Below are 26371 nucleotides of genomic sequence, written 5' to 3'. Positions count from 1 at the left end.
CCTTCAGCAATCCGTCGCGCCCGGATGGGCGGCCAGGAATTCGTTCAATCCTTGGGTATCGGGCATGGCGGGCGCGCATCCGGGGCGCGACACCACGATCGAGGCGCAGGCCGAACCGCGCAACACGGCCTCGCGCAGGGGGCGGCCATCGGCGATCCCCGCCAGCAGCCCCGCCATGAAGCTGTCGCCCGCGCCGTTGGGCTTGATCGCGGTCACCGGGAAGATGCCGGTGCGGATCTCCTGCCCGTCCGCGAAGGTGATCGCGCCCTGATGGCCCATCTTGTAGACGACCAGCTTGCCTTGGGCCGCCAGTTCGCGCGCCTTGGCCAGACCCTTGTCGATCCCGCCCGCCATGAAGCCGAATTCCTCGTCATTGCCGACGATCATGTCGCTTTCGGCACCGGCCCGCGACAAGACCTGCGCCGCGACCTCGGGCGAGGGCCAGGAATAGGGGCGATAGTCGATGTCGAAGATGATCGGCAGCCCTGCACGACGCGCAAGGTCGAAGGCGTGGAACGTCGCCTCGCGTGCGGGATCGGCGGCAAGGACGGTGCCCGCGGTGATCAGCGCGCCGAAAGCGGCGTAATCGACGCGCTCGACATCCTGCGGCGTCACCTGGAAATCGACGGCGCCGTTGCGATAGATGACGTTCTGGAAATCCTCGATCCGGCTTTCATAGACCGCCAGCGACAGGCGGTATTCGCCCCCCACCACCTGCAGATGGGTCGTGTCGACCCCGTAATGCCGCAACCGGTTGACGGCAAAGCGCCCGACCGCGTCGTCCGATACGCTGGTCACCAACGCCGCGCGACAGCCCAGCTTGACCAGACCCGCGCAGATATTGGCCGAGGAACCGCCCAGATCGGCCTGGAACATCCCGGCATCTTCGGATTTCACGCCCGGCGTGGCGGCGAACAGGTCCATCCCCGCCCGCCCGAAGACCACGAAGCTGCGCTTCGCGATGGCGTCCAGAAGCGCCTGCATCAGACGCCCCTCCGCTGGTTCGCGCGGCCCGATTCCCAGTCCAGATGCGCCTGGCGCACCTTGTCGCTGTCGGTGACATGGGGGGTGCCGACCTCCCACCAGGCATGGCCCTGCTTGGTCCAACCCTCGTAGGCATCGACGTTCATCACGATGACATAGGTGCGGTCGCTGGCCTTGGCGCGCTTGAAGGCTTGGGCCAGCTCGGCGGGGTTTTCGACCCGCTCGGCGGTGGCGCCCATCGCCGCGGCATGGGCCGCGAAATCGACGCCGAAGGGGCGGGTCACGGTCGGGCAATCCGCGATCAGGTTGTTGAAGCTGTCATTGCCGGTGTTGTTCTGCAGCTTGTTGATGACCGCGAAGCCGCCATTGTCCAACAGCATCACGATCAGCTTCTTGTCGCTGAGGACCGAGCTGTAGATGTCCGAGTTCAGCATCAGATAGGAGCCGTCCCCGCAGAAGGTGATGGTGTCCTGATCCGGTTCCTGCTGCGCCTGCGCGATGCGCGCGCCCCATGCGCCCGCGATTTCATAACCCATGCAGCTGAAGCCGAATTCCACATCGACCGTGCCGGTGTCCAGCGTGCGCCAGTTGGCCGTGACCTCGGCGGGCAGACCGCCTGCCGCCGCCACGATCCGGTCGCGGCTGTCGCACAGCGCGTTCACGATCCCGATGGCCTGCGCATAGCTGTTCGGCCCGTTCCCCGCGCGAGTATTCTCGGCCACGTAATCGTTCCATTTCGCGCGTTCGGCCTTGGCGAAATCCACCCATTCGGTCGGGGCGCGGTATCCGCCCAGGGCTGCGTGCAGCGCGGTCAGCGACAGCTTCGCGTCGCCCACCACGGGCAGCGACAGATGCTTGCTGGCATCGTGCCGCGCCGCGTTCACCGATACGAAGCGCGCGTCCTGCGCGAAGGCCGTCCAAGACCCGGTGGTGAAATCCTGAAGCCGCGTGCCGACCGCAAGGATCACGTCGGCCTTCACCGCGATGGCGTTGGCGCTGTCCGATCCGGTGACCCCGATCGGCCCGATATTCAGCGGATGTGTGTCCAGCATGTTGGCGCGGCCCGCGATGGTTTCGACCACCGGGATGTCATGCGCCTCGGCCAGGGCGGTCAGTTCGGCCACCGCGCGGGAATACTGCACGCCCCCGCCCGCGATGATCATGGGCCGTTTGGCACCCGACAGCAGCGCGATGGCATCCGCGATCTCGGCCTGGTCCGGCGTCTGGCGGCGGATGCGGTGGACCTTCTTTTCGAAGAAGACCGCCGGATAATCGTAAGTCCAGCCCTGCACATCCTGATGCAGCCCGATGAAGGCGGGCCCGCAATCGGCCGGGTCCAGCATCGTCGCCAGCGCGTTGGGCAGCGATTGCAGGATCTGCGCGGGATGCGCGATCCGGTCCCAGTACCGCGTCACCGGCTTGAAGGCGTCGTTCACGCCGAAGGTGGGGTCGTTGAAATTCTCCATCTGCTGCAGGACGGGATCGGGCAGACGCGTCACGAAGCTGTCGCCGCACAGCAACAGCATCGGCAGCCGGTTGGCATGGGCCAGCGCCGCCGCGGTCAGCAGGTTCGAGGTGCCCGGCCCCGCCGATGCCGTGCAGAACATGAACCGCTGGCGCAGCCACTGCTTGGCATAGCCTGCGGCGGCAAAGCCCATGCTCTGTTCGTTCTGCCCGCGATACAGCGGCAGTTCCTCGCGCATGGTGTTCAGCGCCTCGCCCAGGCAGGTCACGTTGCCGTGGCCGAAGATGCCGAAACCGCCGCCGCAGACGCGATGCTCGGCCCCGTCGATCTGAATGTACTGGTTCGCCAGCCAGCGGATGATGGCCTGCGCCGTGGTCAGGCGGATGGTCGGTTGGGTCATGGTGCTGGCCTCGTTAATCTTGCAGCCTTGGGGTGATTGCATCTTGCAGGTGGTCGAATCTGACGATACAACTTTTGCAACCGGTTGCAATTTGATTTTCGGGGAGGGGACGAAAGTTGCGCGAAATCGGAATTGGGATTCTTGGCGGCGGCTATATGGGCAAGGCGCATTCGGTCGCGATGGCGGCGGTCGGCGCGGTCTTTGCCACGACGCTGCGGCCACGACTGGAGATGATCTGCGCCTCGCGCCCGGACAGCGCGGAACGATACCGACGCGAATACGGCTTTGCCCGCGCGACGGCGGATTGGCGCGAACTGGTGAACGACCCACGGGTCGAGGCCATCGTGATCGCCACGCCGCAGGACACGCACCGCCAGATCGCCGAGGCCGCCTTTGCCCTTGGCAAGCCGGTCTTCTGCGAGAAACCCCTTGGCGCCGGGCTGGAGGACAGCCGCGCGATGGTCGCCGCCGCCGAGGCGAGCGGCCAGGCCAACATGATCGGCTTCAACTATATCCGCACGCCCGCCAGCCAATATGCGCGCAAGCTTATCGCGGATGGCGTGATCGGCCAGGTGACCATGTTCCGCGGTGAACATACCGAGGATTTCTATGCCGACCCGCAGGCCCCCGCGACATGGCGCACGACGGGCATGGCGAACGGCACCATGGGCGATCTGGCCCCGCACATGATCAACGGCGCCCTTGCCCTGCTGGGCCCCATCGCCAGCGTCATGGCCGAGATCGAGACCGTCCACCCCACCCGCCCCGGCGGCGAGGTGACGAATGACGACCACGCCCAGATGATGGTCCGCTTCGACAATGGCGCGATGGGGCAGATGTATTTCTCGCGCATCGCGACAGGGCGCAAGATGGGCTATGCCTATGAAATCTCCGGGACCAAGGGCGCGATCCGCTTCGATCAGGAAGACCAGAACGCGATCTGGCTGTACCGGATGGAAGGAGACGAGGCGATGCGCGGCTTCACCAAGATCCTGACCGGCCCCGCGCATCCCGACTATCAGCCCTTCTGCCTGGGGCCGGGCCACGGCACCGGATACCAGGACCAGATCATCATCGAGGCGCGCGATTTCCTGAAGGCGATCGAGACGGGACACCCCGTCTGGCCGACCTTCCGCGACGGGCTGGAGGTGACGCGCGTCGTCCAGGCCGCCCTGCGATCCGCCAGCGACCGCCGCTGGATCGACATTCAAGACATCTGATCACCGGAGAACACCAGATGAGCATTCGTATCGGAAACGCGCCCTGCAGCTGGGGTGTGGAATTTGCCGGTGACCCGCGCAATCCCGATTGGCGGCAGGTGCTGAAGGAATGCGCCCAGGCCGGCTACAAGGGGATCGAGCTTGGCCCCGTCGGCTTCATGCCCGAAGATCCCGCGGTGCTGGCGGATGCGCTGGCCGAACATGACCTGGAACTGATCGGCGGCGTGGTCTTCCGCCCCTATCACGACCCCGCCGCGTGGGACGAGGTGCTGGACGCCACCCACCGCACCGCCCGCGCGCTGAAGGCGCATGGCGCGCAGCACATGGTGCTGATCGATTCCATCTCGCCGCGCCGCGCGCCGACCGCCGGACGCGCCTCCGAGGCCGAGCAGATGGACCGCGCCGAATGGCAGTCCTTCCGCGACCGCATCGCGGAATCCGCCCGCATCGGCACCGAGGAATACGGCCTGACCGTCGGCATCCACGCCCACGCCGCGGGCTTCATGGATTTCGAACCCGAACTGGAACGCCTGCTGAACGAGGTCGACGAGAAGATCCTGAAGATCTGCTTCGATACCGGCCATCATTCCTATGCGGGCTTCGATCCAATTGGTTTCATGAAGCGCCACATGGATCGCATTTCCTACATGCATTTCAAGGATATCGACCCGAAAGTGAAGGCATCGGTGATCCAGAACCGCACCGGCTTCTACGACGCCTGCGGTCAGGGCATCTTCTGCAGGCTGGGTCAGGGCGATGTCGATTTCCCGGCGGTCCGGCAGGTGCTGCTGGATGCGGGCTTCCAGGGCTGGTGCACGGTCGAACAGGATTGCGATCCGACCATGGACGTGACCCCCATGGAGGACAGCCGCGCCAATCGCGAATACCTTGAATCAATCGGCTTCAAATAGGGGGCAGGCCATGACGAAACTGAAATGGGGCATGATCGGCGGCGGCGAAGGCAGCCAGATCGGCCCGGCGCACCGTCTGGGCGCCCTTGCAGACAGCCGCTTCGACTTTGTCGCGGGCGCGCTGGACCACCGCCCCGAGATCGGGCGCGAATACGCGACCCGGCTGGGCATCGCCGCCGACCGCGCCTATGGCGGCTGGGAGGAGATGCTGGAGGGTGAGCGCAATCGCGACGACCGCATCGACCTTGTGACCGTCGCCACGCCCAACTCGACCCATTTCGAGATCACCAAGGCGTTCCTACAGGCCGGCTTCAACGTGCTTTGCGAAAAGCCGATGACCATGACCGTCGAGGAGGGCGAAGAGATCGTCCGCATCGCCCGCGAAACGGGCAAGATCTGTGCGGTCAACTATTGCTATTCGGCCTATCCGATGGTCCGGCAGGCCCGCGCGATGGTCCGCAACGGAGAGATCGGCAAGGTCCGGCTGGTCGTGACGAATTTCAGCCACGGCCATCACGGCGATGCGACCGATGCGGACAATCCGCGCGTCCGCTGGCGCTATGATCCCGCGATGGCGGGGGTGTCGGGCCAGTTCGCGGATTGCGGCATCCACGCGCTGCACATGGCCAGCTTCATCGCCGACGATCAGGTCGAACGGCTGTCGGCGGATTTCGCCTCGACCATTCCCAGCCGGGAACTGGAAGACGACGCCATGGTCAACTTCCGGATGGAGGGCGGCACGGTCGGGCGTCTCTGGACATCCTCGGTCGCGATCGGGCGGCAGCACGGCTTCGACATCCAGATCTTCGGGGAAACCGGCGGGCTGCGTTGGGCATCGGAACAGCCGAACCAGCTGATCCATACGCCCGTCGGCGGTCGGACGCAGATCATCGAGAAGGGCGAAGGCGGCCTGCACGCCGATGCGCAGCGTCTCAGCCGCGTGGCCATCGCCCATCCCGAGGGCTTCCCGCTGGCAGTGGCTAACATCTATTGCGATCTGGCCGATGCGATCGCGGGTCATGACCGCGACGGGCTGCCCCTTGCGGCGGATGGGGTCCGGTCGATGGCGGCGGTCCATGCCGCCGTGGCGTCCGCCAAGCGCCAGGGCGAATGGGTCGAGGCCCGCCCCTCGATCTTCCGATGAACGATGCGGGCGGTCCTTCGGGGCCGCCCCACCCCGGTTACGGCAGCGGGCGCAGGGTCTTGCGCTCGACGATACTGCAAGGGAACAGCCGCGCCTCGGGATAGCGGTCGGGATCGTCCATCGTCGCCACCATCAGCTCGATCGAGGAATTCACGATCTCGCGGATGGGCTGGCGGATGGTCGTCAGGGCGATGTTCTCCCAGCCCGCGACCTCCATGTCGTTCAGCCCGATGATGCCGATATCGCCCGGCACCGACAGGCCCGCATCCGAAATGGCCGAGATCGCCCCGATGGACAGCACGTCGTCGCCGCAGAAATAGGCCTGCGCGGGTCGGTCCCTCAGCAGCTGCTGCATCCGTTCGCGCCCGGCCTCGAAGCTGTAGGCGCGCGCATGGCTGCAGGTGACGCGCACGTCCGGATGCGCCGCCAGTTCCGATAGGAACCCTGCCTGCCGGTCCTGGGTCGAGGTCGCACCCTCGGGTCCGCCCAGAAAGGCCAGATCGACATAGCCCCGCGCAATCAGCGTCCGCGCCGCCATGCGCCCGCATTCGACGTTGTCGATCCCCACGACATGCACGTCCGGGGCGCTGGAATATCGCCCGAAGGCGTTGACCACCGGGACGCCCGCATCGCGGAACGCCTGCGAGAATTCGGGCGGCAGGGTCGATGACGCGACCATCACCGCATCCACCGAATACTGTCGCAGCATGCGGACGGAATTCGCCGGTTCCACCTCGTCGGTCAGGTTGACCAGCAAGGGGCGCAGGCCCCGCGCCTGCAGGCCGCGCGTGAACTGGTCAAAGACGGTCAGGAAGATCGGGTTGTGGAAGTTGTTCGACACCAGCCCGATCATCCGCGTCCGCCCCGTCGTCAGCGACGAGGCCAGCGCGTTCGGGCTGTAGCCCAGATCCCTTGCGGCCTTTTCAACCTTGCGGCGGGTCTTGTCGCTGACCGAGGCGCCGGGCGTGAAGGCACGCGACACGGCCGAGCGGCTGACGCCCGCGCGTTCCGCGACCTCTTTCAATGTGACGACCATGACGGCTCCGCTGCGATTTGGCATTCCGATACCCTGTCAGTGCAGGCTTGCACATTAGATTTTGGCAAGGTTGATTGCAACCGGTTGCAAAATGGCGCGCGATATGGTTTCATCATCGGCGGAGGAAAGGCCGAACGCCTTGCTCGCATACCGAATCTGGGAGGGTTCAATGAAGAGAACGGTTCGCACGCTTCTGATCGCCGCCGCGATCGCCCCGGCCCCCGTCGCCGCAATGGCCGAGGGCGAGAAATACATCCTTGTCAGCCACGCCCCCGACAGCGACAGCTGGTGGAACACCATCAAGAACGGCATCGCCCTTGCCGGTGAACAGCTGGATGTCGAGGTCGAGTACCGCAACCCGCCCACCGGCGACATCGCGGACATGGCGCGCATCATCGAACAGGCCGCAGCCTCGGGGCCGAACGGCATCATCACCACGCTGGCCGATTACGACGTGCTGAAGCAGCCGATCATGGATGCCGTGGCCTCGGGCGTCGACGTGATCATCATGAACACCGGCACCGGCGAGCAGGCCCGCGAGGTCGGCGCCCTGATGTATGTGGGCCAGCCCGAATACGATGCGGGCCTTGCCGCCGGTCAGCGCGCCAAGGGCGACGGCGTGCAATCCTTCCTCTGTGTGAACCACGCCATCCAGCAGCCGACCCTGGCCGAGCGCTGCCAGGGCTTTGCCGACGGGCTGGGAATCGATCTGGGCACCTCGATGCTGGACAGCGGCGCCGACCCTGCGGAAATCAAGAACCGCGTACTGGCCTATCTGTCGGCCAATCCCGATACCGACGCGATCCTGACGCTCGGACCCGTCTCGGCCGATCCGACCCTGCTGGCGCTGGAGGAGAACGGCATGGCGGGCGACATCTATTTCGGCACCTTCGACCTGGGCGAGGAAATCGTGAAGGCGATCAAGTCCGGCGTCATCGAATGGGGCATCGACCAGCAGCCCTTCCTGCAGGCCTATCTGCCGGTCGTGATCATGACCAACTATCACCGCTATGGCGTGCTTCCGGGCAACAACATCAATGCGGGTCCGGGCTTCGTGACCGCAGAGGGCCTCGAGAAGGTCGAGCAGTTCGCCGGCGAGTATCGCTGAGCCGCGACGATCCGGGCGCCCGGCCATCGGGCGCCCCTTTCCCACAAGCAACATCGACAGGAGCGCGCTGATGGGCGACGCAGCTTCAACTTCGCCGTCGCAGGACGAGCGGATCAAGGAAATATCGGCCCTGCGCCGCGCGCTGATCCGGCCCGAACTGGGCGGCATGGTCGGCACGGTCGCGGTCTTCACCTTCTTCCTGCTGTTCGCATTCGACAGCGGCATGTTCAACAGCCAGGGCGTGATGAACTGGGCGGTCGTCTCGGCGCAGTTCATGATCATCGCGGTCGGCGCCTGCCTGCTGATGATCGCGGGCGAATTCGACCTGTCGGTCGGCTCGATGATCGGCTTCGCGGGCATGATCATCGCGATCCTGGGCGTCACGCTTGGCTGGCCGATGTGGATGGCGATCCTTGCGACCTTCGCGCTTTGCATGGCGATCGGGGCGCTGAACGGCTGGATCGTGGTGCGCACGGGCCTGCCCAGCTTCATCGTGACGCTGGCCTTCCTGTTCATCCTGCGCGGCTTCACCATCTTCCTGCCCCAGACGATCGAGCGGAAGACCATCATCGGCGGCATCCGCGACGCGGCGCAGGGCGATTGGCTGGCTGCGGCGTTCGGCGGCAAGATCCTGGGCGGGCTGTTCGTCTGGCTGGGCGACATGGGGCTGATCTCGGTGTTCGATCGCGGCACCCGCGCGGGTCAGCCGGTGGTCGACGGCATCCCCATGCTGATCGTCTGGGCGCTGGTCCTGATCGTCTTCGGCCATGTCGTCCTGACGCGCACGAAATTCGGCAACTGGATCTTCGCCGCAGGCGGCGATGCCGAGGCCGCGCGCAATTCCGGCGTGCCCGTCAACAAGGTCAAGATCCTGATGTTCATGTTCACCGCCTTCTGCGCGACGGTCTTTGCCGTCTGCCAGGTGATGGAGTTCGGATCCGCAGGCGCCGATCGCGGGCTTCTGAAGGAATTCGAGGCGATCATCGCGGTGGTCATCGGCGGCGCGTTGCTGACCGGCGGCTACGGCTCGGTCATAGGGGCGGCGCTTGGGGCGCTGATCTTCGGCGTCGTCCAGCAGGGCCTGTTCTTCGCGGATGTCGAAAGCTCGCTCTTCCGGGTGTTCCTGGGGGTGATCCTGCTGGGCGCCGTGATCCTGAACACCAATATCCGCCGCATCATCACCGGAGAGCGCTGATCATGACCAACGGGAACGCTCCGATCATCCAGATGACCGATATCGAGAAGCATTTCGGCAGCGTGATCGCGCTGGCCGGCGTCTCGGTCGACATCTTTCCCGGCGAATGCCATTGCCTTCTGGGCGATAACGGTGCGGGCAAATCGACCTTCATCAAGACCATGTCGGGGGTCCACAAGCCGACCCACGGCCAGATCCTGTTCGAAGGCCGCCCGATGCATTTCAACGATCCGCGCGATGCCATCGCCGCGGGGATCGCCACCGTCCACCAGCATCTGGCGATGATCCCGCTGATGTCGGTCAGCCGCAACTTCTTCATGGGCAACGAGCCCGAAAAGAAGGTCGGCCCGTTCAGGTTCTTCGACCACGATTACGCCAACCGCGTGACGATGGAGGAGATGCGCAAGATGGGCATCAACCTGCGCAGCCCCGATCAGGCGGTGGGTACCCTGTCGGGCGGCGAGCGTCAGACCGTTGCCATCGCGCGCGCCGTGCATTTCGGCGCGAAGGTGCTGATCCTGGACGAGCCGACCAGCGCGCTTGGCGTGCGTCAGACGGCGAATGTGCTGGCGACGATCGACAAGGTGCGCAAGCAGGGCATCGCGGTCGTGTTCATCACCCATAACGTGCGCCATGCGATGGCGGTAGGCGACCGCTTCACGGTGCTGAACCGGGGCCAGACGCTTGGCACCGCGCAGCGCGGGCAGATCACCCCCGAGGAACTGCAGGACATGATGGCGGGCGGTCAGGAACTGGCCGCGCTGGAGGGCAGCCTGGGCGGGACCGTCTGACGGCCCCCCAAACGGAATGGCCTGCGGCGGAATACGCGCCGCAGGCGGTTGTGATTCACGCCAACTGGATCACGCGATCGGCCCATTTCTCGGCGATATGACGATCATGCGTCACCAGCACCATGGCAATGTTTTCCTGGGCGCCGACACGTTCCAGCATCTTCAGCGTCTCTTTCTGGGTGATCGGATCCAGGCGCGAGGTCGGCTCATCCGCCAACAGCACCTTGGGCCGCACCGACAAGGCCCGCGCGATCGAGATCCGCTGCAATTCGCCGCCCGAAACCTCATCGGGACGCCGCGACAGAAGCGAGGGGTGAACGCCCAGATTTTCCAGCGTCCGCAACACGACCTGCCAATCCGATCCGTGCAGCCGCGCGACATCGCGCAGCGACCGGTCCAGCGGAATCCGTGTCGGAAACGCCGCCGGCGGGTCCTGATACAGCTTTTGCACGGCATGGGCCGACAGCGACCTGGCGCGCAGCACGGACCCGGCAACCGGCGGCAACAAACCCGCCAGCGCGTCCAACAGCGTCGTCTTGCCGATGCCGCTGGGACCGGTCAGCGCGACCCGTTCGCCCTGACGCAATTCCAGGTCAAAGCCGCTGATCAGCCGCTTCCCGCCCCGAACGACATCGACAGCCTTCGCCGTCAGAACGATGTCGCCCGCCGGATGCGATTGTGCCTTGTCCCAGAATTGCGGATCGGCATGCAGCAGGCTGCGGGTATAGGGATCGGCGGGCGCTGTCAGCACCTGATCTGCGGGCCCCTGCTCGACCAATTGCCCCTCGCGCAGGACGATGACATGGCCGCCCAGACGCCGGGTGACCGCCACCTCATGCGTGATCGCCAAGAGGGTGCCGCCCGATGCGGGCACGCGGGCCAGCAGATCGACCACCTTCGCATGACGGGCCGCATCCAGCCCCTTCGTCGGCTCATCGGCCATCAGGATCGGCGCCTTGGCGGCCGTCGCCGCCGCAAAGGCGACGCGCTGCGCCATGCCGCCCGACAAGGCGCCCGGCAAACGATCCTCGGCCCCGGTCAGACCCAGCGCGGCAAAGGCGTCGACGGTTTCCCGACGCGCCTCTGCCCGCGATGTGCCCGCGACGAAACGATGGGATTCCGCGACCTGACGAAACGCGCGCATCAACGGATCCAACGCCCGCCACGGTTCCTGCGGCAGGGTCGCCAGTTCATGACCCCACATTGCCGCACGCTGGGTTGCGGCCAGGGTATCGACCCGCCGCCCGTTCACGGTGATCCTGCCTTCGGACCGCAGGGCGCCAGGCAACGTGCCCAGAATGGCCTGCGCGATCAGGCTTTTGCCCGCGCCGGTTTCGCCCATGATGACCAATGTGCCACCCGGCGCGACCGAAAAGCTGACCGGCCCCATCAGGAGCGTGGTCCCGGCAAAGACCGACAAGGCTTCGACTTCGATGGAATATGTCATGAGCGGCGCAGCCCTCCGACGGACAGATGAAGGGCCAGGACGGTCAGCACCAGACAGCCCACCGGTTGCAGGATCAGGAAGGGCGCTTCGCGCCAATAGGGCAGCAATTCTGTCATCATCACGCCCCATTCCGCGGTGGGCGGGCGCACGCCGACGCTGACAAAGCCAAGCGCGGCAACGGCCGTGACCGCGGTCGCGGCCCCGAAGGCGGCGATGGTCAGCAGGCCCGGCCCGATTTCCGGGATCAGGTGGCGGCGGATCAGCAACCACGGTCCAAGACCCAGCAGACGCGACGCCTCGACCGAGGGTTCGGCCAGAACGATACGCGCACGCTGCCGGGTATAGCGGAAATAATCCACCCACAGCGTCAGCGAGATCCCCGCATACAGCGCCCACCACGATCCCGGAGAGATCGCCGCAAGCATCAGCACCAGCAGCAGACCCGGCAAGGCCAGAACCGCATCGGCAAAGGCCCCTAGCAGCCGGTCGGTCCAGCCACCGAACCATGCGGCGACAACGCCCAGCAGCGTGCCCGGCAGGCCGGCGGTGATCACCGACAGAAACGCCAGCGACAGCGACAATTGCGCGCCCGACAGCAGCCTTGCGGTCATGTCGCGCCCAAGATTGTCGGTGCCAAGGGGATGTTCCGCACTGGGCCCCTGCAACGTATCCAGCAGCGATTGCTTGGCCGGGTCCTTGCCGATCAGGTCTGGCCCGCCGATGGCCGCCACCGCCAACAGGGCCAGCAGGGCAAAGCCGACAAGGCGCGACACGGGAAGGCGGCGCGATGTGGTCGGCGCGATGGCCTCGATCATCATGTCAGTCTGGTTGCTCATGCCGCACGCCCCCTTGGATCAATGCCCCGGCAGGCAAGGTCGATGCACAGGTTCAGCGCCACATAGGTCAGTCCCAGCACCAAGGCGGTGCCCTGTACCATCGCGATATCGCGCCCGAAGATCGCGTGAACCAGCGCATGACCGATACCCGGCCAGGCAAAGACCGACTCCACGATCACGACGCCTTCGATCAGATAGGCCAGCTGCACCCCGATATAGGCGACGACCGGAACAGAGGCGTTGCGCAGCACATGCCGGGTCAGCGTCAGTCGCGCGGACAGGCCTTTGGTGCGGGCGAACAGGCGCCAGTCCGCACTCATCGCCTCGGCCACGGCGTCGCGGACGACGCGGTTCGACACGGCGGCCAGCCCCAGCCCAAGTGTCAGCGACGGCAGCACAAGGTTCGAGGCCCCCTTGAACCCGGCGACCGGAAACAGCTTCAACTGCACGGCAAAGACCAGCACTAGGACGATCCCCAGCGCAAAGGCCGGGATGGCCCGCAGGAAGATCGACACCGCCAGCGTCATCCGGTCCAGAACCCCACCGGGACGCAGCCCCGTGACGATGCCGACCGGCAGCGCAATCAACAGCGATGTGATGACCGCCCCCGCCGCCAGCAGCAGCGAATAGCCAAGCTGCGCGCCGATTTCTTCGGCGACAGAGGTGCCGTAGACCGCCGAGGTGCCCAGATCGAACTGTGCCAGCGCCTTCAGCCAGGTCCACATCTGGACCAGAGCAGGCTGATCCAGGCCCAGTTCGATACGCACCGCCTCGGCCGAGGCGGCGTCCATCATGTCATAGCCATAGCGCCCGGCCGCGATGCGATAGGCCGCATCCCCCGGCAGGGCCTGCATCATGGCAAAGCTGACAATGCCGACGATCAAGGCCACGATAATCGCCTGCACCCCGCGCGTGGCAAGGGTGGCAAGCGCTGCTTTTGCAAATGGTGTCATCAGATCACTCGGCCCAGAACATCTCGCTCAGACCATAGCTGCGCTGCAGCGGGTCGATGATCACGCCCTCAAGCCCATTCGCGACGGACACGGTATGTTCGTACCAGACCACGGGAATGACCGGCAATTCGCGATGCAAGGCCTGGGTGACGGTCGCGATGCCTGCGGCGCGGGCCTGCGGATCATCGGTCGAGGCGACGATCTGAATGGCCTCGGCCACGGGCAGATTGGTCCAGCCCATCGCGCCCCAATCGCCCCCCTCGGCACCGAAATCCTCGGTCACGGGGCCGATCGGGTCAGGCGTCAGGCCATAGTTGCGCGCGAACAATCCGACCTCCAGCGATCCGTCCTGATGGCCCTTCGGAATCTCGGAATAGCTGGCGACGCTGACTTCCAGGTCGATTCCGATCGTGCGCCAGGTATCCTGCAAGGCAGTCGCGATCAGCGGCAGTTCGGGACGATCCGGGAACGTGCGCAACTGGATCTCGAAACGCTCTCCATCGCGGGTCAGGATACCATCGTCGCCCGGCTTCCAGCCCAGTTCGGCCAGCAAAGCGGATGCGGCGTCAATATCGGTCGCCAGAGGTTCAAGATCGGCCGAGTGCCAATCGCTGAGCGCGGGCGGAAACAGCTGGGTTGCCGCCGATTCAGGAAAGCGGGTGATCGATTTCGCGATCCCTGCCCGCGGTGTCGCAAGGCTCAGCGCCTCGCGGGCGCGAACATCTTCGAAGAACGGATGCGACGCGTTGACCTTCATCAGCACGGCCCGCGGGATCGGCACGGCGGTGGTCGTGATCGTATCGACATGCTGCAAATGGCTGTACCCAGAAGCGTCGAAGGTGAACACCAGATCCGCATCGCCGCTTTCGGCCAGCAGGGCGCGGGTCTCGGCGCGGCTGGCGGCCAGATAGGTCGCCGTTTCCAGTTTCGCCTTTTCCCCCCAGTAATCGTCGAACCGCGCCATTGCGACGCTTTGCGGCGGCATGAACTTCGTCACTTTGAAGGGGCCGGTGCCGATCAAGGCGCTGGGGCTGCCTTTATCGTCAAAGGCCGCAGGCGCGGGAATGATCGTCGTGGAATGCGTCAACAGCGACGGCAGGGCGGTGAAGGGCGTTTCCAAGGTGATGACGACCTTGCCATCCTGTTCGAAAATCCCGTTGATCGGCGATTTCTGCAAGATCCCGGGCTGTTCCCAAGCACGGGTCAGCGCAAAGACAGCCGCCTGCGCGTCGAAGGCGGATCCATCATGGAACGACACCCCGTCCCGCAGCGTGAACTCCCATGTCAGACCGTCATCTGACACCGTCCAGTCGGTCGCAAGTCCGGGGCGCAGCGTCCCGGCTTCATCGGCATCGACCAGCGTCTCCATGATTTCCAGCGCCATGACGATCGACCCTGACACGGTCGGATCATAGCTGGCGATTTCCCAGGGTGAGGCGACGGTCACGTCGGTTCTGGTCTCGGCCAGAACAGGCGTCGCGACGGTGATGGCTGCAATGCACACAGCAGCGCTGATGGATCTCGGCACGAAAGGTCTCCGCAATGGCTATCGAAAGAATCGCGCCGCTGCTACCAGAGGGTGCGACGATATACCATAACTTAAATTGGACCGTGCCAACCGACGCCCCGGATGCGCAATACGCCGCCGGGGCCGAACGCTTAGTCCGGCGCGATACAGCGGACCTGCCGATCCTTGCCGATTTGTTCCAATGGCGGACGCGCCGCGGAACATTCCGGCATCGCCTTGGGGCATCGGGTCGAAAACGGGCAGCCGGGGGGCGGGTTCAACGGGCTGGGCAGGTCGCCCTTCAGCAGGATGCGCGACCCGCGATCCCTGCGCGACACGTCGGGGCGCGGGATCGCGCTGATCAGCGCGCGGGTATAGGGGTGATGCGGATGCGCGAAGACCTCGGTCACGGGGCCTTCCTCGACCACGATGCCCAGATACATCACGCAGACGCGGTCCGCGATATGCCGCACCACGCTGAGATCATGCGAGATGAACAGATAGCTCAGCCCCAGATCGCGCTGCAGCCGCAGCAGCAGGTTCAGGATCTGGCTCTGGATGGACACATCCAGCGCACTGACAGGCTCGTCGCAGATGACCAGTTTCGGGGACAGCGCAAGCGCCCGCGCGATCACGACGCGCTGCCGCTGACCGCCCGACAACGCGGTGGGGCGGCGGTCGCGCTGGTCGGGGTTCAGGCCGACCAGCTCCATCAGCTCATCCACGCGGGCGCGCACCTTGTCGGCGGGCCAGCCGTTGATGACCAGCGGTTCCGCGATGGAACGGGCGATCGACATGCGCGGGTTCAGCGCCGAGACCGGGTCCTGGAACACCACCTGCATCTGCTGCCACAGCGCGCGACGCTCGGCCGGGCGCAGGGTGGCAAGGTCGCGCCCCTCGAACAGGATGCGGCCACCCGTGACGGGGGCCAGCCCAAGTGCTGCGTTGCCGGTCGTGGACTTGCCGCAGCCGGATTCGCCGACGACGGCGACGGTCTCGCCCTGGTGGATGGTCAGGCTGACCCCGTCCACGGCGCGGGTGACGGGGGCGGAACGCCCGCCCCTGCCCGGAAAATGCACCTTGAGGTCCTGCAATTCCAGAAGCGCGGTCATGTCATTCCCTCGGACAGGGGGTGGAAGCAGGCCACGCGATGCGCGCCCTCGGACAGGGCGGGCGTGGCGTCGCATTGCGCCGTCGCGCGGTCGCAGCGGGTCTTGAAGCGGCAGCCCTGCGGCCAGTTCCGGGGGCTGGGGACATTGCCCGGAATGGCGAACAGTTCCTGCTTCGGCGGATGGTCCAGGCGCGGAATGGTGCGCAGCAGCATCGCGGTATAGGGGTGGCGCGGCTGGCGGAAGATGTCGTGCACGTCGCCCTGTTCAACCACGCGCCCGCCATACATCACGCAGACGCGGTCGGCCATTTCGGCCACGATCCCCATGTCGTGGGTGATCATCAGGACAGCGGTGCCCTCTTCCTCGGCCAGGTCGCGGATCAGGTCCAGGATCTGCGCCTGGATGGTCACGTCCAACGCGGTCGTCGGCTCGTCCGCAATCAGCAGCCGGGGCCGCGATATCAGCGCCGCCGCGATCATCACCCGCTGGCACATGCCGCCCGACAGTTCCGCTGGCAATTGATGCGCCCGGCGTTCGGGATCGGGAATGCCCACGCGACCCAGCATGCGCACCGCCTGCTGCGCGGCATCGGCGGCCGAGGCGCGGCCATGGACGATCAGGCTCTCGGCGACCTGCGCGCCGATGGGCATCAGCGGGTTCAAGGATGACACAGGTTCCTGGAAGATCATCGCCAGCCCGTTGCCGCGCAGATCGGCCATGTCCTGCCCGCCCGCGCCATGAACCGGCACCCCGTCAAAGCGGATGCTGCCGCGCGTGATGCGCAGGCTGTCGGCCAGAAGCCCGATCACCGACAGCGCCGTCAGCGATTTCCCCGAGCCGCTCTCGCCGACCAGCGCGACGACCTCGCCCGGGCGGACGTCCAGCGTGACGCCATCGACCAGTTGCAGCGATCCGGCTGCGACCGCAAGATCCGTGACCTCCAGCAGGCTCATGGCGCGGCCACCGCTGCGGCCCAGGGGCTGACCGGATGCGCGGCGCCCGCCGCCATGCCGTCGCCCTGCCCCGCCTGCACCAGCGAGGGGATCGCGAACTGCACCGGATAGACGGTGTCGTCGGTCAGCTGCACCGGGTGATGTTCGCTGATCGCGGTCGCCACATCCGCCGCCGCGCGCCGGTCCACCAGGATCGTCGCCGTGCTGGCATCGATGCGCGGACGGGCCATCGCGGTTTCCGGCGTATCGCCCCGGTCGATCAGATGCGACAGGATCTGCAGCACCGCCGGGAAGATCTGCCGCCCGCCCGCCGCGCCAAGCGCAATCTCGGGGCGGCCATCGCGCAGCGCGATCACCGGCGACATGTTGGCCAGCGGCTTGACCCCCGGCGCGATCGAGTTCGGTTGCCCGCGGCGCGGATCGAACCACATCATGCCGTTGTTCATCACGATATCGGTCTGCGGCAGCACCACCTTGGACCCGAAGCGCGACAGCAGCGTGTTGGTCAGCGAAACCATGTTCCCCTGCGCGTCGATCACCGACAGGTGGCTGGTGCAATCCTCGGTCGCGGCGGCGTGGCCCAACGTCTTCAGCCGGTACTCATAGGCCTCGCGGCAGGCGACCGCATGGGCCGCCGATTGTTCCGCATCGGACAGCGTGCCGATCTGCCGGTCCTGAAGATGCGACAGCGCCCGCAGCAGGCTTGGCCCGCCGGACAAGCCGGGGATGACGCAGATCTGCCGGTCGCGGTAATCCTGAACCTGAGGTTTCTGCCATACCACGTTGTAATCGCGCAAATCCTTGGCGCTGAGGCAGGATCCGTCCTGCGCCAGGTCCTGCAGCATCAGGTCGGCGGTTTCCCCCTCGTAGAATTCGCGGGGGCCGTGCTGGGCCAGTCGGCGCAGGACGGCGGCCTTCTTCGGCATGGGCAGAACGGTGGCCGAGGCCGTATCGGGATGCGGCTGCCGAAGGTCGGGGTCCAGGAACAGCATCGTCGCCGCCGAGTTGCCCAGAAGGTTCGTGCGATCCACGGCAAAGGCCAGGTCCGCGAACCAGTCGACCGTCATGCCACGGGCCGCGATCTGGGCTGCGGGGGCCACGATATCGGCCCAGGACATGGTGCCGAAACGTTCCAGCGCCGCGGCAAAGCCCGCGACCGCCCCCGGCGTGCAGATCGACGATCCGCCCGTGATGTTGCGGTTGTCGCGCACGGCGGGCCAGTCGAACCAGTCGCCGTCCGAGCCGCCCGCAAGCGGATAGTCGGCGGGGTCCAGCCCCTGCGGCGACATCAGGTTGAAATCCAGCGCATCGACCGTGCCGTCGGCCGCCGCGTGCAGCAGGAAGCCGCCGCCGCCGATGCCCGACAGCCAGGGCTCGACCACCGACAGGACCAGCGCGGTGGCGATGGCGGCGTCCATCGCGTTGCCGCCCTGCGACAGGATGTTCGCGCCGATCTGCGCGGCCTCGCGGTGCTGTGCCACGACGATGCCCCGGGCGCCTGCGACCTGCGGCTTGCTCAGCGACCAGGCCTGCGCGCCGCCGCGAATGACTGGTTGTTCGTTCATTGCGGTGATCCCTTGGTGGTATGGACGGGAAGCTGCGGCAGCGGGAAGTCGGGCTGATCGGTCAGGCCGCGATGATGCTGCGCCAGCTCTCCGCAGGTGGGGCGCCAGATGTCGTCGCTGTGGGCGATCATGCGCCACAGATCCTCCAGCATGTCGATGCGGGCGGGGCGGCCGCTGATCCAGTCATGGACGGTCAGCATGAACAGGCTGCCGTGACGGCGGGCGGAGCGGGCCTCGGACTGCCAACGCTCGCCGATCTCGATATGGGACCGCGGCGCGCGATCGCCCGCGCCCAGGAACTTGAAGAAGATCGCGTCGTCGATATCCCACCGCACCGGCAGCTCGGTCACGCCGCCGATGGTATAGGGCACGTCCTCGCCCATCAGCGAGGAATCCCACAGCTCCAGACGCCGCAGTTCGCGCAGCATGTGGGGCGTCATCTCCCATGCGGGCGACCGGAAGCCCTCGGGGCGCTGGCCGGTCTGCGCGACGAACAGCTGGATCGAGCCCTCCAGCGCATCGGTGAACTGCTGGTCCGAGATGTCGCCGACCAGTTCGTGCCAGTCGCCATGCAGCGCGATCTCGTGGCCGCGCTCGACAAGGCCGGGCAGCAGGTCGGGGTTCTCGCGCGCGACGACCGCCGGCACGAAGAAGCTGCCTCGCAGGTCCAGACGCGCCAGCATGTCGGTCATCCGCGACAGCCCGCGCCGCATCCCCGCCATGCGATGTTCGGGCACGGCGATGGTTTCGGGCCGTGCGTTCCGCGTGGCCCACAGATAGGGCGAGACCGCGTCCACATCGACGCTGAAACACGCGGCGGCGCGCTTGCCCTCGGGCCAGGGATATGGCGCAGGCGACCAGATCATAGCGGCGACTTCTTGTCCTGATAGACATCGAGGCTGCCCGCCGAATTGCCGCCATCGACCGACAGGGTCGCGCCGGTCACGTTGCGGGCCGCATCGGATGCAAGGTACAGCGCGGCATTGCCCACATCCTCGGCGGTGGTTTCGTGGCCAAGGGGGATGTTCGCCATCACGCGGTCGACATGCTCCTTGGGCAGGCTGGACACCGCGCTGCCCGCCGCGAATCCCGGTTCCAGCGCGTTCACGCGGATCCCGAATTCGGCCAGTTCCAGCGCGAAACCCTTGGTCAGGCGGTCCAGCGCGGTCTTGGACATGCAATAGGTCACCATCGTGCGCCGCATCTTGCGCGCCGCCCCCGACGAGATGTTGATGACATTGCCCCTGACGCCCGCCTTGATCATCTGCAGCGCGAAGCCGCGCGTCAGCACGAAGGGCGCGCGCAGGTTCACGGACATGATCCGGTCCCAATCCGCGACCTCCATGTCCAGCATGAACGCAGACGGATAGAGCGCGGCATTGTTGATCACCACGTCCGGCGCCCCCCATTCGGCGGCAACGGCGGCCAGCAGGTGATCCAGCCCGGCATCCTCGGTCAGATCGGCGGCGACGGCAAAGCCGGGCATTCCGTCCACGTTCAGATCGGTCCGGCAGACGATCGCGCCGTTGGCCTCGAACTGTTCGGCCAGGGCGCGGCCCATGATGCCGCTGGCACCGGTGACGACCACGCGCTTGCCCTCGAAGGCGGTTCCGAAATGCATTCTCAGCGTCCTTTTCCAATGATGTCGCTCAGGCGGTCGCCAATCAGGTTGGCCGACAGCACCAGCATGAACAGGGCAAGCCCCGGGAAGGTGGCGATCCACCAGGCCGTCGCGACATAGTTGCGGCCCGTGGACAGCATCGCGCCCCAGCTTGCGGTGGGCGGCTGCACGCCGAGGCCCAGAAATGACAGGCCCGCCTCGAACAGGACCATCAGCCCGAATTCCAGCGTGGCCACGACCAGGATCGGCCCGATGATGTTGGGCAGGATGTGGCGCAGCAGCGCGCGCGGGACCGAACAGCCCATCGACCGCGCAAGGGTCACGAAGGGCTGGCGGGCGACCGACAGCGTCTGGCCATAGGCCACGCGGGCATAGCGCGGCCACCGCGTCAGCGCGAGGACCAGGATCACGTTGAAGAAGCCCGGCCCAAGCACCGCCACGGTGATGATCGCCAGCAAAATCGCGGGGATCGACAGGAAGATGTCGACCAGCCGCATCAGCACGGTCTCGGTCCAGCCGCGCAGGTATCCGGCCAGCATGCCGACGGTGATGCCCACGACCCCCGACAGCAGCACCGACAGGACGGCCACGGAAATCGACACCCGCGCACCGTGGATCAGGCGGCTGAGGATGTCGCGGCCCAGCTCGTCCGTGCCCAGCCAGTTGGTGGCGCCCCGGCTCTCGAAGCCCGGCACCTTCAGGCGGGCCAGCAGGTTCTGGCGGTCGGGGTCCATCGGCGCCAGAAGCGGCGCGAAGATCGCGACCAGCACCATCGCGCCCAGCAGGATCGCGGGCCACCAGGGCAGGATGCGGGCGGGCAGACGGGTTGCGGCAACGCTCATCACTGGCCCCCCAGACGCACGCGCGGGTCGATCACCGAGTACAGGATGTCGGCGGCGAGGTTGGCGAAGATCGTGGCGAAGGCCCCCAGCAGCACGACCGCCTGCACCACCGCGAAATCGCGCGAGGCGACGGATTGCACCGTCAGCTGCCCCAGCCCAGGCCAGGCGAATACCGTCTCGACGATCACCGCGCCCGCCAGCAGCTGCGAGATTTCCAGCGCCGTGATCGACACGACCGGAATGGCCGAATTGCGCAGCAGGTGCCGCCGGACCAGCCGGGGTGTCCGGACCCCCCGCGCACGGGCCGAGCGGACATAGTCGCGGCCAAGCTCGTCGATGACGGCGGACCGCGTGATCCGCGCATAGGTCGCCAGCGACAGAAGCCCAAGCGCGATCGAGGGCATCACCAGATGCGCCAGCGTGCCGGTGCCCGAAGGCGGCAGCCATTTCAGCCAGACCCCGAAGACGAGGATCATCATGATCCCGCTCCAGAAGGTGGGCATCGACTGGCAGGCCAGCACGACGCCCATGATCCAGCGAGAGATCGCCCGCCCCCGCGTCAGCGCCATGACGACGCCCGCGGGCAGACCGATGGCGAATGCCACCAGCAGCGCGCCCCCCGCCAGTTGCAGGGTCTGGGGGATGCGGCTTGCCAGGATCTCGGCCACCGGGGCGTTCTGGATATAGGACCGGCCCAGGTCGAAGCGCAGCATGTCGCCAAGGAAGGCGATGTACTGTTCGATCAGGGGCCGGTCGAAGCCAAGCGCGCTGCGCATGGCCTCGAAATCCTCCTGCGTCGCCGTTTCGGGCAGCAACAGGGCGGTCGGATCGCCGGTCAGGCGCTGGATGAAGAACACCAGCGTGATGACGCCGAACGCCGTGACCATTGCCTGAAGCAAGCGTTTCAGAAGGAAGGCGGACATCACTCGGACCAGCTCATGCGGTTGAGGAACATGCTCTCATTGGCGGTCGGCGTGAAATCCAGATCCGCCGACGCGCCATACAGCACCGCCGCCTGATACATCGGCAGGACGTAGTAATTGTCGCGCACCATCTGGTGGGCCTTGGCATAGGCGTCCTGACGCACTTCGGGGTCCAGCGACACGCGCGCCTCGTCCAGTAGCTTGTCCAGTTCCGGGTCGTTCACGCGGCTCCATGCGCTTTCGGAATGCAGCAGCGGATAGGCGATGCCGTCCGCATCCTGACAGGCGCAGGACCAGCGACCGAAGCTGAGTTCCGCGTTATCCGCAGGCTCGGACCGCACGATGTTCAGATAGGTCGGCATGTCCGTCACGCTGATCGAGACGTTGAAGCCCACGTCGTTCAGCATCTGCTGCAGCGCCTGCACGATGCGCTGGTCAAAGACCGGCGCGGTGGCGAAGGTCGCGGGGGTCGCGGCGATATCCGCCTTGGCCGACACGATTTCCTTGGCGGCATCGGGATCGAAGACCCAGGGCTCGATCGCCTCGGCATAGCCGAAATGCGCGGGCGAGGCCAATTGCGCCATCGGCACCTCGCCGGCACCCAGCAGACCTTCGGTGATGCCTTGGTTGTCGATCACCATGCTGGCGGCCTTGCGCAGTTCGGGATCGTTGAAGGGCGGCTTGTCCAGGTTCAGGCCCAGATAGGCCACACGCTCGGTCGGGGCGGACAGCGCCTTGACGTCGCCCTGACCTTCCAGCTGCGCGGCGCCGTCGCTGTCCAGACCCACGACCAGATCGGCGGTGCCCGCCTGCAGGTTCGCAAGGCGCGTCGCGGCATCGGGCACGGCGCGGAAGGTCGCGCCCTCGAACGGACCCGCCTCGCCCCAGTAATCGTCGTTGCGGGTCAGCGTGACGGACACGCCACGATCCCAGCCCTCGAACTTGTAGGGGCCGGACCCCACGGGGGCCGCGTTGAACGCCTCGGCGCCGACTTCCTCGACCACGTGCTTGGGCACGACCGACAGCTTGACCAGCTGCGCCATCAGCGCCGGATAGGGGCCGTCGGTGGTCAGCTTGACGGTCACGTCATCGACCGCCTCGGCGGATGCGATCTGGTTGAACTGGCCCAGCTGCGGCGAGGCGAATTCCGGGTCGGTGATGCGCTGGACGGAAAAGACCACATCCTCGGCCGTCAGCTTCTGGCCGTCATGGAAGGTCACGTCGTCGCGCAGGGTCAGCAGCATCTCGGTATCGCTGACCTGTTCCCACGCGGTCGCGATCTGCGGCACGATATTGCCGTCATTGTCGCGCGTGACCAGGTTGTCGAAGATGTTGCGATAGACATAGTAGCTGTCGGGGTTCCATTGCACCTGCGGGTCCAGCGAGGACGGCTCGCCCGACAAATCGACGGTCAGGTCCTTGGCCATCGCGGGCAGTGCAAGGGTGGCGGCTGCGACACTGGCCAGCAGCAGGTTGAGCTTGGGGGTCATTGAGGTCTCCTGTTGGTCGCAGCGTTTTCGTGGTTGTTGCGCGCCGCCAGCCCGCTGCCCGGCATCAGCGGCGCGTCGTTCTTCAGAAGCTGGCGAAGGAAATAGCGTTCCTGCGCATCGATCAGCGCCAGTCGCGCGCGCTCGATGCCGGCGGCGTCGCGTTGCAGCACCGCCCCCACCAGGTCTGACACGTCGTCCCGGCGGAACAGCGTGCCGCTGTCACCTTCCAGGAAATGGGTGATCCGCGCGGAATGGTGCCACAGCTTGCGCAGGTGGCGCGCGGTAAAAGGGTTGATCGCCCCCAGAAGCAGCCCGTCGATCCGGTCCACATGCAGACGCACCGCGCTGACCGCGGCATCGTCGCCACCGCGCGACAGCGCCTTCAGGATGTCGTGGATCTGCTCCATCTCAGTCAGGGCGGCGTCGGTCAGGCGCACATGGGCAAGGCCGGGTTCGACGATGCGGCGGGCCGACAGCACGTCGCCGATCAGCTGGCCGGTGATCGGCAGCACCTCCCACCCCATGCGCGCCTTGGGCGATGCCCAGCCGTCAAAGCCCAGCCGCATCAGCCCCGCACGGGCCGCGGCGCGCGACAGGCCGAAACGCTCCATCGCGTCGGCCTCAGTGATGACCTCGCCGGGCGCGATCTCGCACCAGATGGTGGCGGCAAGCATCCGGTCCTCGGCAAAGCGGGACTTGGCGTCGGGGCTGGGAAGCCCGCCATCCGACAGGCCCGAACGCAGCATGGGAGAGCTTGGATCATACATGAAATGTCATACCGCTCGCTTTAACATGTCAGTTATGGTGTGATGACATTTCTTATATGGCAAGAGAAATCTTAAGTGGAGGTTGTCGTGACCAAAAAACTGTCTGTTCTTGGGGCATTGGGCCTGCTGGGTCAGCATCTGATCGCGCGACTGCTGCGCGAATCATCCGTCGAAATCGTCAGCCTGCATGACCACCGCCACGGCGAATCCGCCCGTCATGTCCCGTGGTTCGCCAATCCGGACGCCCGAGACTTTGCCCTTCACCAGCCCATTCTTGCACCCGAGGCCAAGGCCGCCGGTGATCTGATCCTGTCCTTCCTGCCCGATGACGGCGCCGAAGCGATCGAGCGGCAGCACTTGCAGCGGGGCGCACGGATCGTCTCGCATTGCGAATATGCGCGTCAGGCCGGACTGCTGCTGGCGCCGGGATTGCCGCTGCCCGACACCCGGGGGCATCAGCTTCTGTCCACGCCCAACTGCACCACGGCAATGTGCGCTGCCCCCCTTGCGCAATTGCACCAAAGCTTCAGGATCGAGGCGGTGCATGTGACCACCCTGCAAGCCGTCAGCGGCACCGACCTGCCCGGAATGCCGGCCTATCTGGCGCATGACAACGTGGTGTCATCCTTGCCTGGCGAAGCGATGGCGCTGGAATCCGAACTGAAGACATTGTTCGACGCCGCCTTCCCGGTCAGCTGCATCGCCACCCGCGTGCCCGTCTGGCGGGGCCACACCCTGTCATTGATGATCCGCCTGAAAGCAACTGCAAAGGTGCGGGATGTTCAGCAGGCACTGGCCGCCACACCCGGCATTCAGCTGCCAGTTGCCACCCTGGACCTGCCCATCTGGAAGCCCGAGACCGCAAGCGATCAGACCCTGTGCACCGTCGCGGCCATTGACCAAGGCGATGATGGCTGGCTGAAACTCTCGCTGCGCGGCGACAACCTGCGCGCGGCCACGACGGGACTGATGGCGCGGATCGCGACCAGCCTTTAGCAACTGTGTTCAGCTGTCGGGCAGGGGTTACCAGGGGATGCCGGTTTTGAGGATGGCGTTTGCGATTGTAACCAGCCTTCGAGCGATGGCGACGATGACCAGCTTGTGGGGTTTCCCGTGTATTTTGAGGGCCTGTGCGACTGGCTTCAGAACGGGGTTGTGAGAGGCTGCAGCCAGTGCGGCCTGGAACAGGACATGTCTCAATGCGCGCCGTCCTCCGGCGATTGCCCTCTTGCCCCGCATTGCGCCACTGTCGTGCGGGATGGGAGCAAGGCCGGTCATCGCCGCAGCTTCACCGGATGTCATCCGCCCGAGTTCCGGCATTTCCGCGATCAGCATGGCCGCAGAGACGGGGCCAATCCCGGGGATGGACAGCAGAAGCCTTGCCTTTGCCGCCGACGCTGCCTCCTGCTCGATGACGCCTTTGATCCGCTGCTCAAGGTCACCGATCTGAGCGTCCAGCATTGCCATGAGGCTGGCATCCATGCCCTTGAGATCGGCGGGGACTTGTTGCTTTCTGCGCGCCGCGATCTGTGCAGAAAGCCGTTTGCGCATTTCTACCACCTGCGCCCTGCGTGTTGTTAGTGCCCTGAGAACACGCAGGTTCTCTCCCGGCAGTTTCCGCCCGGCTTCAGGCCTGAATGGCATGAACCTCGCGATGAACTCGGCATCGATCCGGTCGGTCTTTGCCCGTGTGCCCCGCGGGAAAGGGCAAAGGCTTTGATCTGTGCCGGTGGTAGTTGCACAGCCTCCACCCCGGCCGCGACAAGCGTGGACCGGAGCACCCATTCCTGACCGACCGTTGCCTTAAATCCGACCCGCACTGGCTGGGACAAATCGTGGAGCTGCGTGAGAAGTTCCGCATGGCCGGCCGCGGTGTTGGGCAGGCGGAGCCGTCGCCCACTCGACGCACAAAAGCCGTCGAGCCAATCGCGGGAAACATCTATGCCGATCACGGCTGCTGCTGGCATCATATCACTCTCTCTTCCTTATGCTTCGCGGTCCCGCAAAACGGGCCGCCGTCGACTGTTCGAGACGGTGAAGAGAGGCGGGATCAGCCTGCTAGCGATCGCGGTCAGGCCACAAGGTGTTCAGCGCTGTATCC

At 66.0% G+C, this 26371-nt stretch carries 24 protein-coding genes; 7 read left to right on the top strand and 17 right to left on the bottom strand.

The window, feature by feature from the left end:
- Nucleotides 1-3: 3 nt before the first annotated feature.
- Both iolC and iolD read right to left on the bottom strand, forming a co-directional pair.
- The gene (gene iolC / locus BMX67_RS15745) at nucleotides 4-984 is read right to left on the bottom strand and encodes a 5-dehydro-2-deoxygluconokinase (protein WP_090737052.1); all 981 of its coding nucleotides are present in this window, start codon (nucleotides 982-984) and stop codon (nucleotides 4-6) included.
- A complete protein-coding gene (iolD, locus tag BMX67_RS15740; RefSeq protein WP_090737050.1) occupies nucleotides 984-2849 on the bottom strand; it encodes a 3D-(3,5/4)-trihydroxycyclohexane-1,2-dione acylhydrolase (decyclizing) in 1866 nt (621 codons plus the stop codon). Before iolD ends, iolC begins: the two co-directional genes overlap by 1 nt.
- A 116-nt stretch (nucleotides 2850-2965) precedes the next feature.
- Here iolD and BMX67_RS15735 point away from each other — a divergent pair, with 116 nt between their 5' ends.
- Genes BMX67_RS15735 through BMX67_RS15725 form a run of 3 tightly spaced genes read left to right on the top strand, consistent with a single transcriptional unit; the run spans nucleotide 2966 to nucleotide 6124 of the window.
- Nucleotides 2966-4069: a Gfo/Idh/MocA family protein gene (locus BMX67_RS15735; RefSeq protein WP_090737048.1), complete on the top strand. Its 1104-nt coding sequence runs from the start codon at nucleotides 2966-2968 to the stop codon at nucleotides 4067-4069.
- A gap of 17 nt (nucleotides 4070-4086) precedes the next feature.
- Nucleotides 4087-4980 carry a sugar phosphate isomerase/epimerase family protein gene (locus tag BMX67_RS15730; RefSeq protein WP_090737046.1) on the top strand — a complete coding sequence of 298 codons (894 nt, stop codon included), beginning with the start codon at nucleotides 4087-4089 and terminating at the stop codon, nucleotides 4978-4980.
- A 10-nt stretch (nucleotides 4981-4990) separates the two neighbouring features.
- A complete protein-coding gene (locus tag BMX67_RS15725; protein WP_090737044.1) occupies nucleotides 4991-6124 on the top strand; it encodes a Gfo/Idh/MocA family protein in 1134 nt (377 codons plus the stop codon).
- A 37-nt stretch (nucleotides 6125-6161) separates the two neighbouring features.
- Here the strand turns inward: BMX67_RS15725 and BMX67_RS15720 are convergent, their stop codons facing one another.
- Nucleotides 6162-7160 (bottom strand): LacI family DNA-binding transcriptional regulator, encoded by a 999-nt coding sequence (locus tag BMX67_RS15720; protein WP_090737042.1) that lies wholly within the window; start codon nucleotides 7158-7160, stop codon nucleotides 6162-6164.
- 169 nt (nucleotides 7161-7329) lie between these two features.
- Between BMX67_RS15720 and BMX67_RS15715 the strand changes: the two genes are divergently transcribed.
- The 3 genes from BMX67_RS15715 to BMX67_RS15705 all read left to right on the top strand — a co-directional run bounded on the left by BMX67_RS15715 (nucleotide 7330) and on the right by BMX67_RS15705 (nucleotide 10254).
- Nucleotides 7330-8268, top strand: coding sequence for a sugar ABC transporter substrate-binding protein (locus tag BMX67_RS15715; RefSeq protein WP_090737040.1), 939 nt, complete (start codon nucleotides 7330-7332; stop codon nucleotides 8266-8268).
- A gap of 70 nt (nucleotides 8269-8338) precedes the next feature.
- Complete coding sequence (locus tag BMX67_RS15710; protein ID WP_090737039.1) at nucleotides 8339-9463, top strand: ABC transporter permease; 1125 nt, start codon at nucleotides 8339-8341, stop codon at nucleotides 9461-9463.
- A gap of 2 nt (nucleotides 9464-9465) precedes the next feature.
- Nucleotides 9466-10254, top strand: coding sequence for an ATP-binding cassette domain-containing protein (locus tag BMX67_RS15705; RefSeq protein WP_022706079.1), 789 nt, complete (start codon nucleotides 9466-9468; stop codon nucleotides 10252-10254).
- Nucleotides 10255-10309: 55 nt separating this feature from the next.
- Here the strand turns inward: BMX67_RS15705 and BMX67_RS15700 are convergent, their stop codons facing one another.
- The 13 genes from BMX67_RS15700 to BMX67_RS15640 all read right to left on the bottom strand — a co-directional run bounded on the left by BMX67_RS15700 (nucleotide 10310) and on the right by BMX67_RS15640 (nucleotide 24249).
- Nucleotides 10310-11701 (bottom strand): ABC transporter ATP-binding protein, encoded by a 1392-nt coding sequence (locus tag BMX67_RS15700; protein ID WP_090737037.1) that lies wholly within the window; start codon nucleotides 11699-11701, stop codon nucleotides 10310-10312.
- Nucleotides 11698-12537: an ABC transporter permease gene (locus tag BMX67_RS15695; protein ID WP_090737035.1), complete on the bottom strand. Its 840-nt coding sequence runs from the start codon at nucleotides 12535-12537 to the stop codon at nucleotides 11698-11700. The genes BMX67_RS15700 and BMX67_RS15695 overlap by 4 nt, the downstream gene beginning before the upstream one ends.
- Nucleotides 12534-13490: an ABC transporter permease gene (locus BMX67_RS15690; RefSeq protein WP_090737033.1), complete on the bottom strand. Its 957-nt coding sequence runs from the start codon at nucleotides 13488-13490 to the stop codon at nucleotides 12534-12536. Before BMX67_RS15690 ends, BMX67_RS15695 begins: the two co-directional genes overlap by 4 nt.
- A 4-nt stretch (nucleotides 13491-13494) precedes the next feature.
- On the bottom strand, nucleotides 13495-14994 hold the full coding sequence (locus BMX67_RS15685) for an ABC transporter substrate-binding protein (RefSeq protein ID WP_245739486.1): 1500 nt from the start codon (nucleotides 14992-14994) through the stop codon (nucleotides 13495-13497).
- A gap of 155 nt (nucleotides 14995-15149) precedes the next feature.
- Nucleotides 15150-16109 carry an ABC transporter ATP-binding protein gene (locus BMX67_RS15680; RefSeq protein ID WP_090737031.1) on the bottom strand — a complete coding sequence of 320 codons (960 nt, stop codon included), beginning with the start codon at nucleotides 16107-16109 and terminating at the stop codon, nucleotides 15150-15152.
- Nucleotides 16106-17062 carry an ABC transporter ATP-binding protein gene (locus BMX67_RS15675; RefSeq protein WP_022708316.1) on the bottom strand — a complete coding sequence of 319 codons (957 nt, stop codon included), beginning with the start codon at nucleotides 17060-17062 and terminating at the stop codon, nucleotides 16106-16108. Before BMX67_RS15675 ends, BMX67_RS15680 begins: the two co-directional genes overlap by 4 nt.
- On the bottom strand, nucleotides 17059-18627 hold the full coding sequence (locus BMX67_RS15670) for a gamma-glutamyltransferase (RefSeq protein WP_090737029.1): 1569 nt from the start codon (nucleotides 18625-18627) through the stop codon (nucleotides 17059-17061). Before BMX67_RS15670 ends, BMX67_RS15675 begins: the two co-directional genes overlap by 4 nt.
- Entirely contained in the window at nucleotides 18624-19493 is an 870-nt protein-coding gene (locus tag BMX67_RS15665) for a polysaccharide deacetylase family protein (RefSeq protein WP_090737027.1), read from the bottom strand. Before BMX67_RS15665 ends, BMX67_RS15670 begins: the two co-directional genes overlap by 4 nt.
- Nucleotides 19490-20248, bottom strand: coding sequence for an SDR family NAD(P)-dependent oxidoreductase (locus tag BMX67_RS15660; protein ID WP_090737025.1), 759 nt, complete (start codon nucleotides 20246-20248; stop codon nucleotides 19490-19492). The genes BMX67_RS15665 and BMX67_RS15660 overlap by 4 nt, the downstream gene beginning before the upstream one ends.
- A gap of 2 nt (nucleotides 20249-20250) precedes the next feature.
- The gene (locus BMX67_RS15655) at nucleotides 20251-21090 is read right to left on the bottom strand and encodes an ABC transporter permease (protein WP_022708312.1); all 840 of its coding nucleotides are present in this window, start codon (nucleotides 21088-21090) and stop codon (nucleotides 20251-20253) included.
- Nucleotides 21090-22013 (bottom strand): ABC transporter permease, encoded by a 924-nt coding sequence (locus BMX67_RS15650; protein ID WP_022708311.1) that lies wholly within the window; start codon nucleotides 22011-22013, stop codon nucleotides 21090-21092. The genes BMX67_RS15655 and BMX67_RS15650 overlap by 1 nt, the downstream gene beginning before the upstream one ends.
- Nucleotides 22013-23503, bottom strand: a complete 1491-nt coding sequence (locus BMX67_RS15645) for an ABC transporter substrate-binding protein (RefSeq protein WP_090737023.1) — start codon at nucleotides 23501-23503, stop codon at nucleotides 22013-22015. The genes BMX67_RS15650 and BMX67_RS15645 overlap by 1 nt, the downstream gene beginning before the upstream one ends.
- The gene (locus BMX67_RS15640) at nucleotides 23500-24249 is read right to left on the bottom strand and encodes a GntR family transcriptional regulator (protein WP_022708309.1); all 750 of its coding nucleotides are present in this window, start codon (nucleotides 24247-24249) and stop codon (nucleotides 23500-23502) included. Before BMX67_RS15640 ends, BMX67_RS15645 begins: the two co-directional genes overlap by 4 nt.
- A gap of 108 nt (nucleotides 24250-24357) precedes the next feature.
- Here BMX67_RS15640 and BMX67_RS15635 point away from each other — a divergent pair, with 108 nt between their 5' ends.
- Nucleotides 24358-25266: an Asd/ArgC dimerization domain-containing protein gene (locus tag BMX67_RS15635; protein WP_175479939.1), complete on the top strand. Its 909-nt coding sequence runs from the start codon at nucleotides 24358-24360 to the stop codon at nucleotides 25264-25266.
- 27 nt (nucleotides 25267-25293) lie between these two features.
- On the opposite strand, the gene BMX67_RS15630 is transcribed toward BMX67_RS15635, so the two are convergent.
- Complete coding sequence (locus BMX67_RS15630) at nucleotides 25294-26055, bottom strand: IS110 family RNA-guided transposase (protein ID WP_217645881.1); 762 nt, start codon at nucleotides 26053-26055, stop codon at nucleotides 25294-25296.
- Between the last annotated feature and the right edge of the window lie 316 nt (nucleotides 26056-26371).

Source organism: Paracoccus homiensis (genome assembly GCF_900111675.1).
GTDB lineage: Bacteria > Pseudomonadota > Alphaproteobacteria > Rhodobacterales > Rhodobacteraceae > Paracoccus > Paracoccus homiensis.
This window is presented reverse-complemented; position numbering and strand designations above follow the sequence as displayed.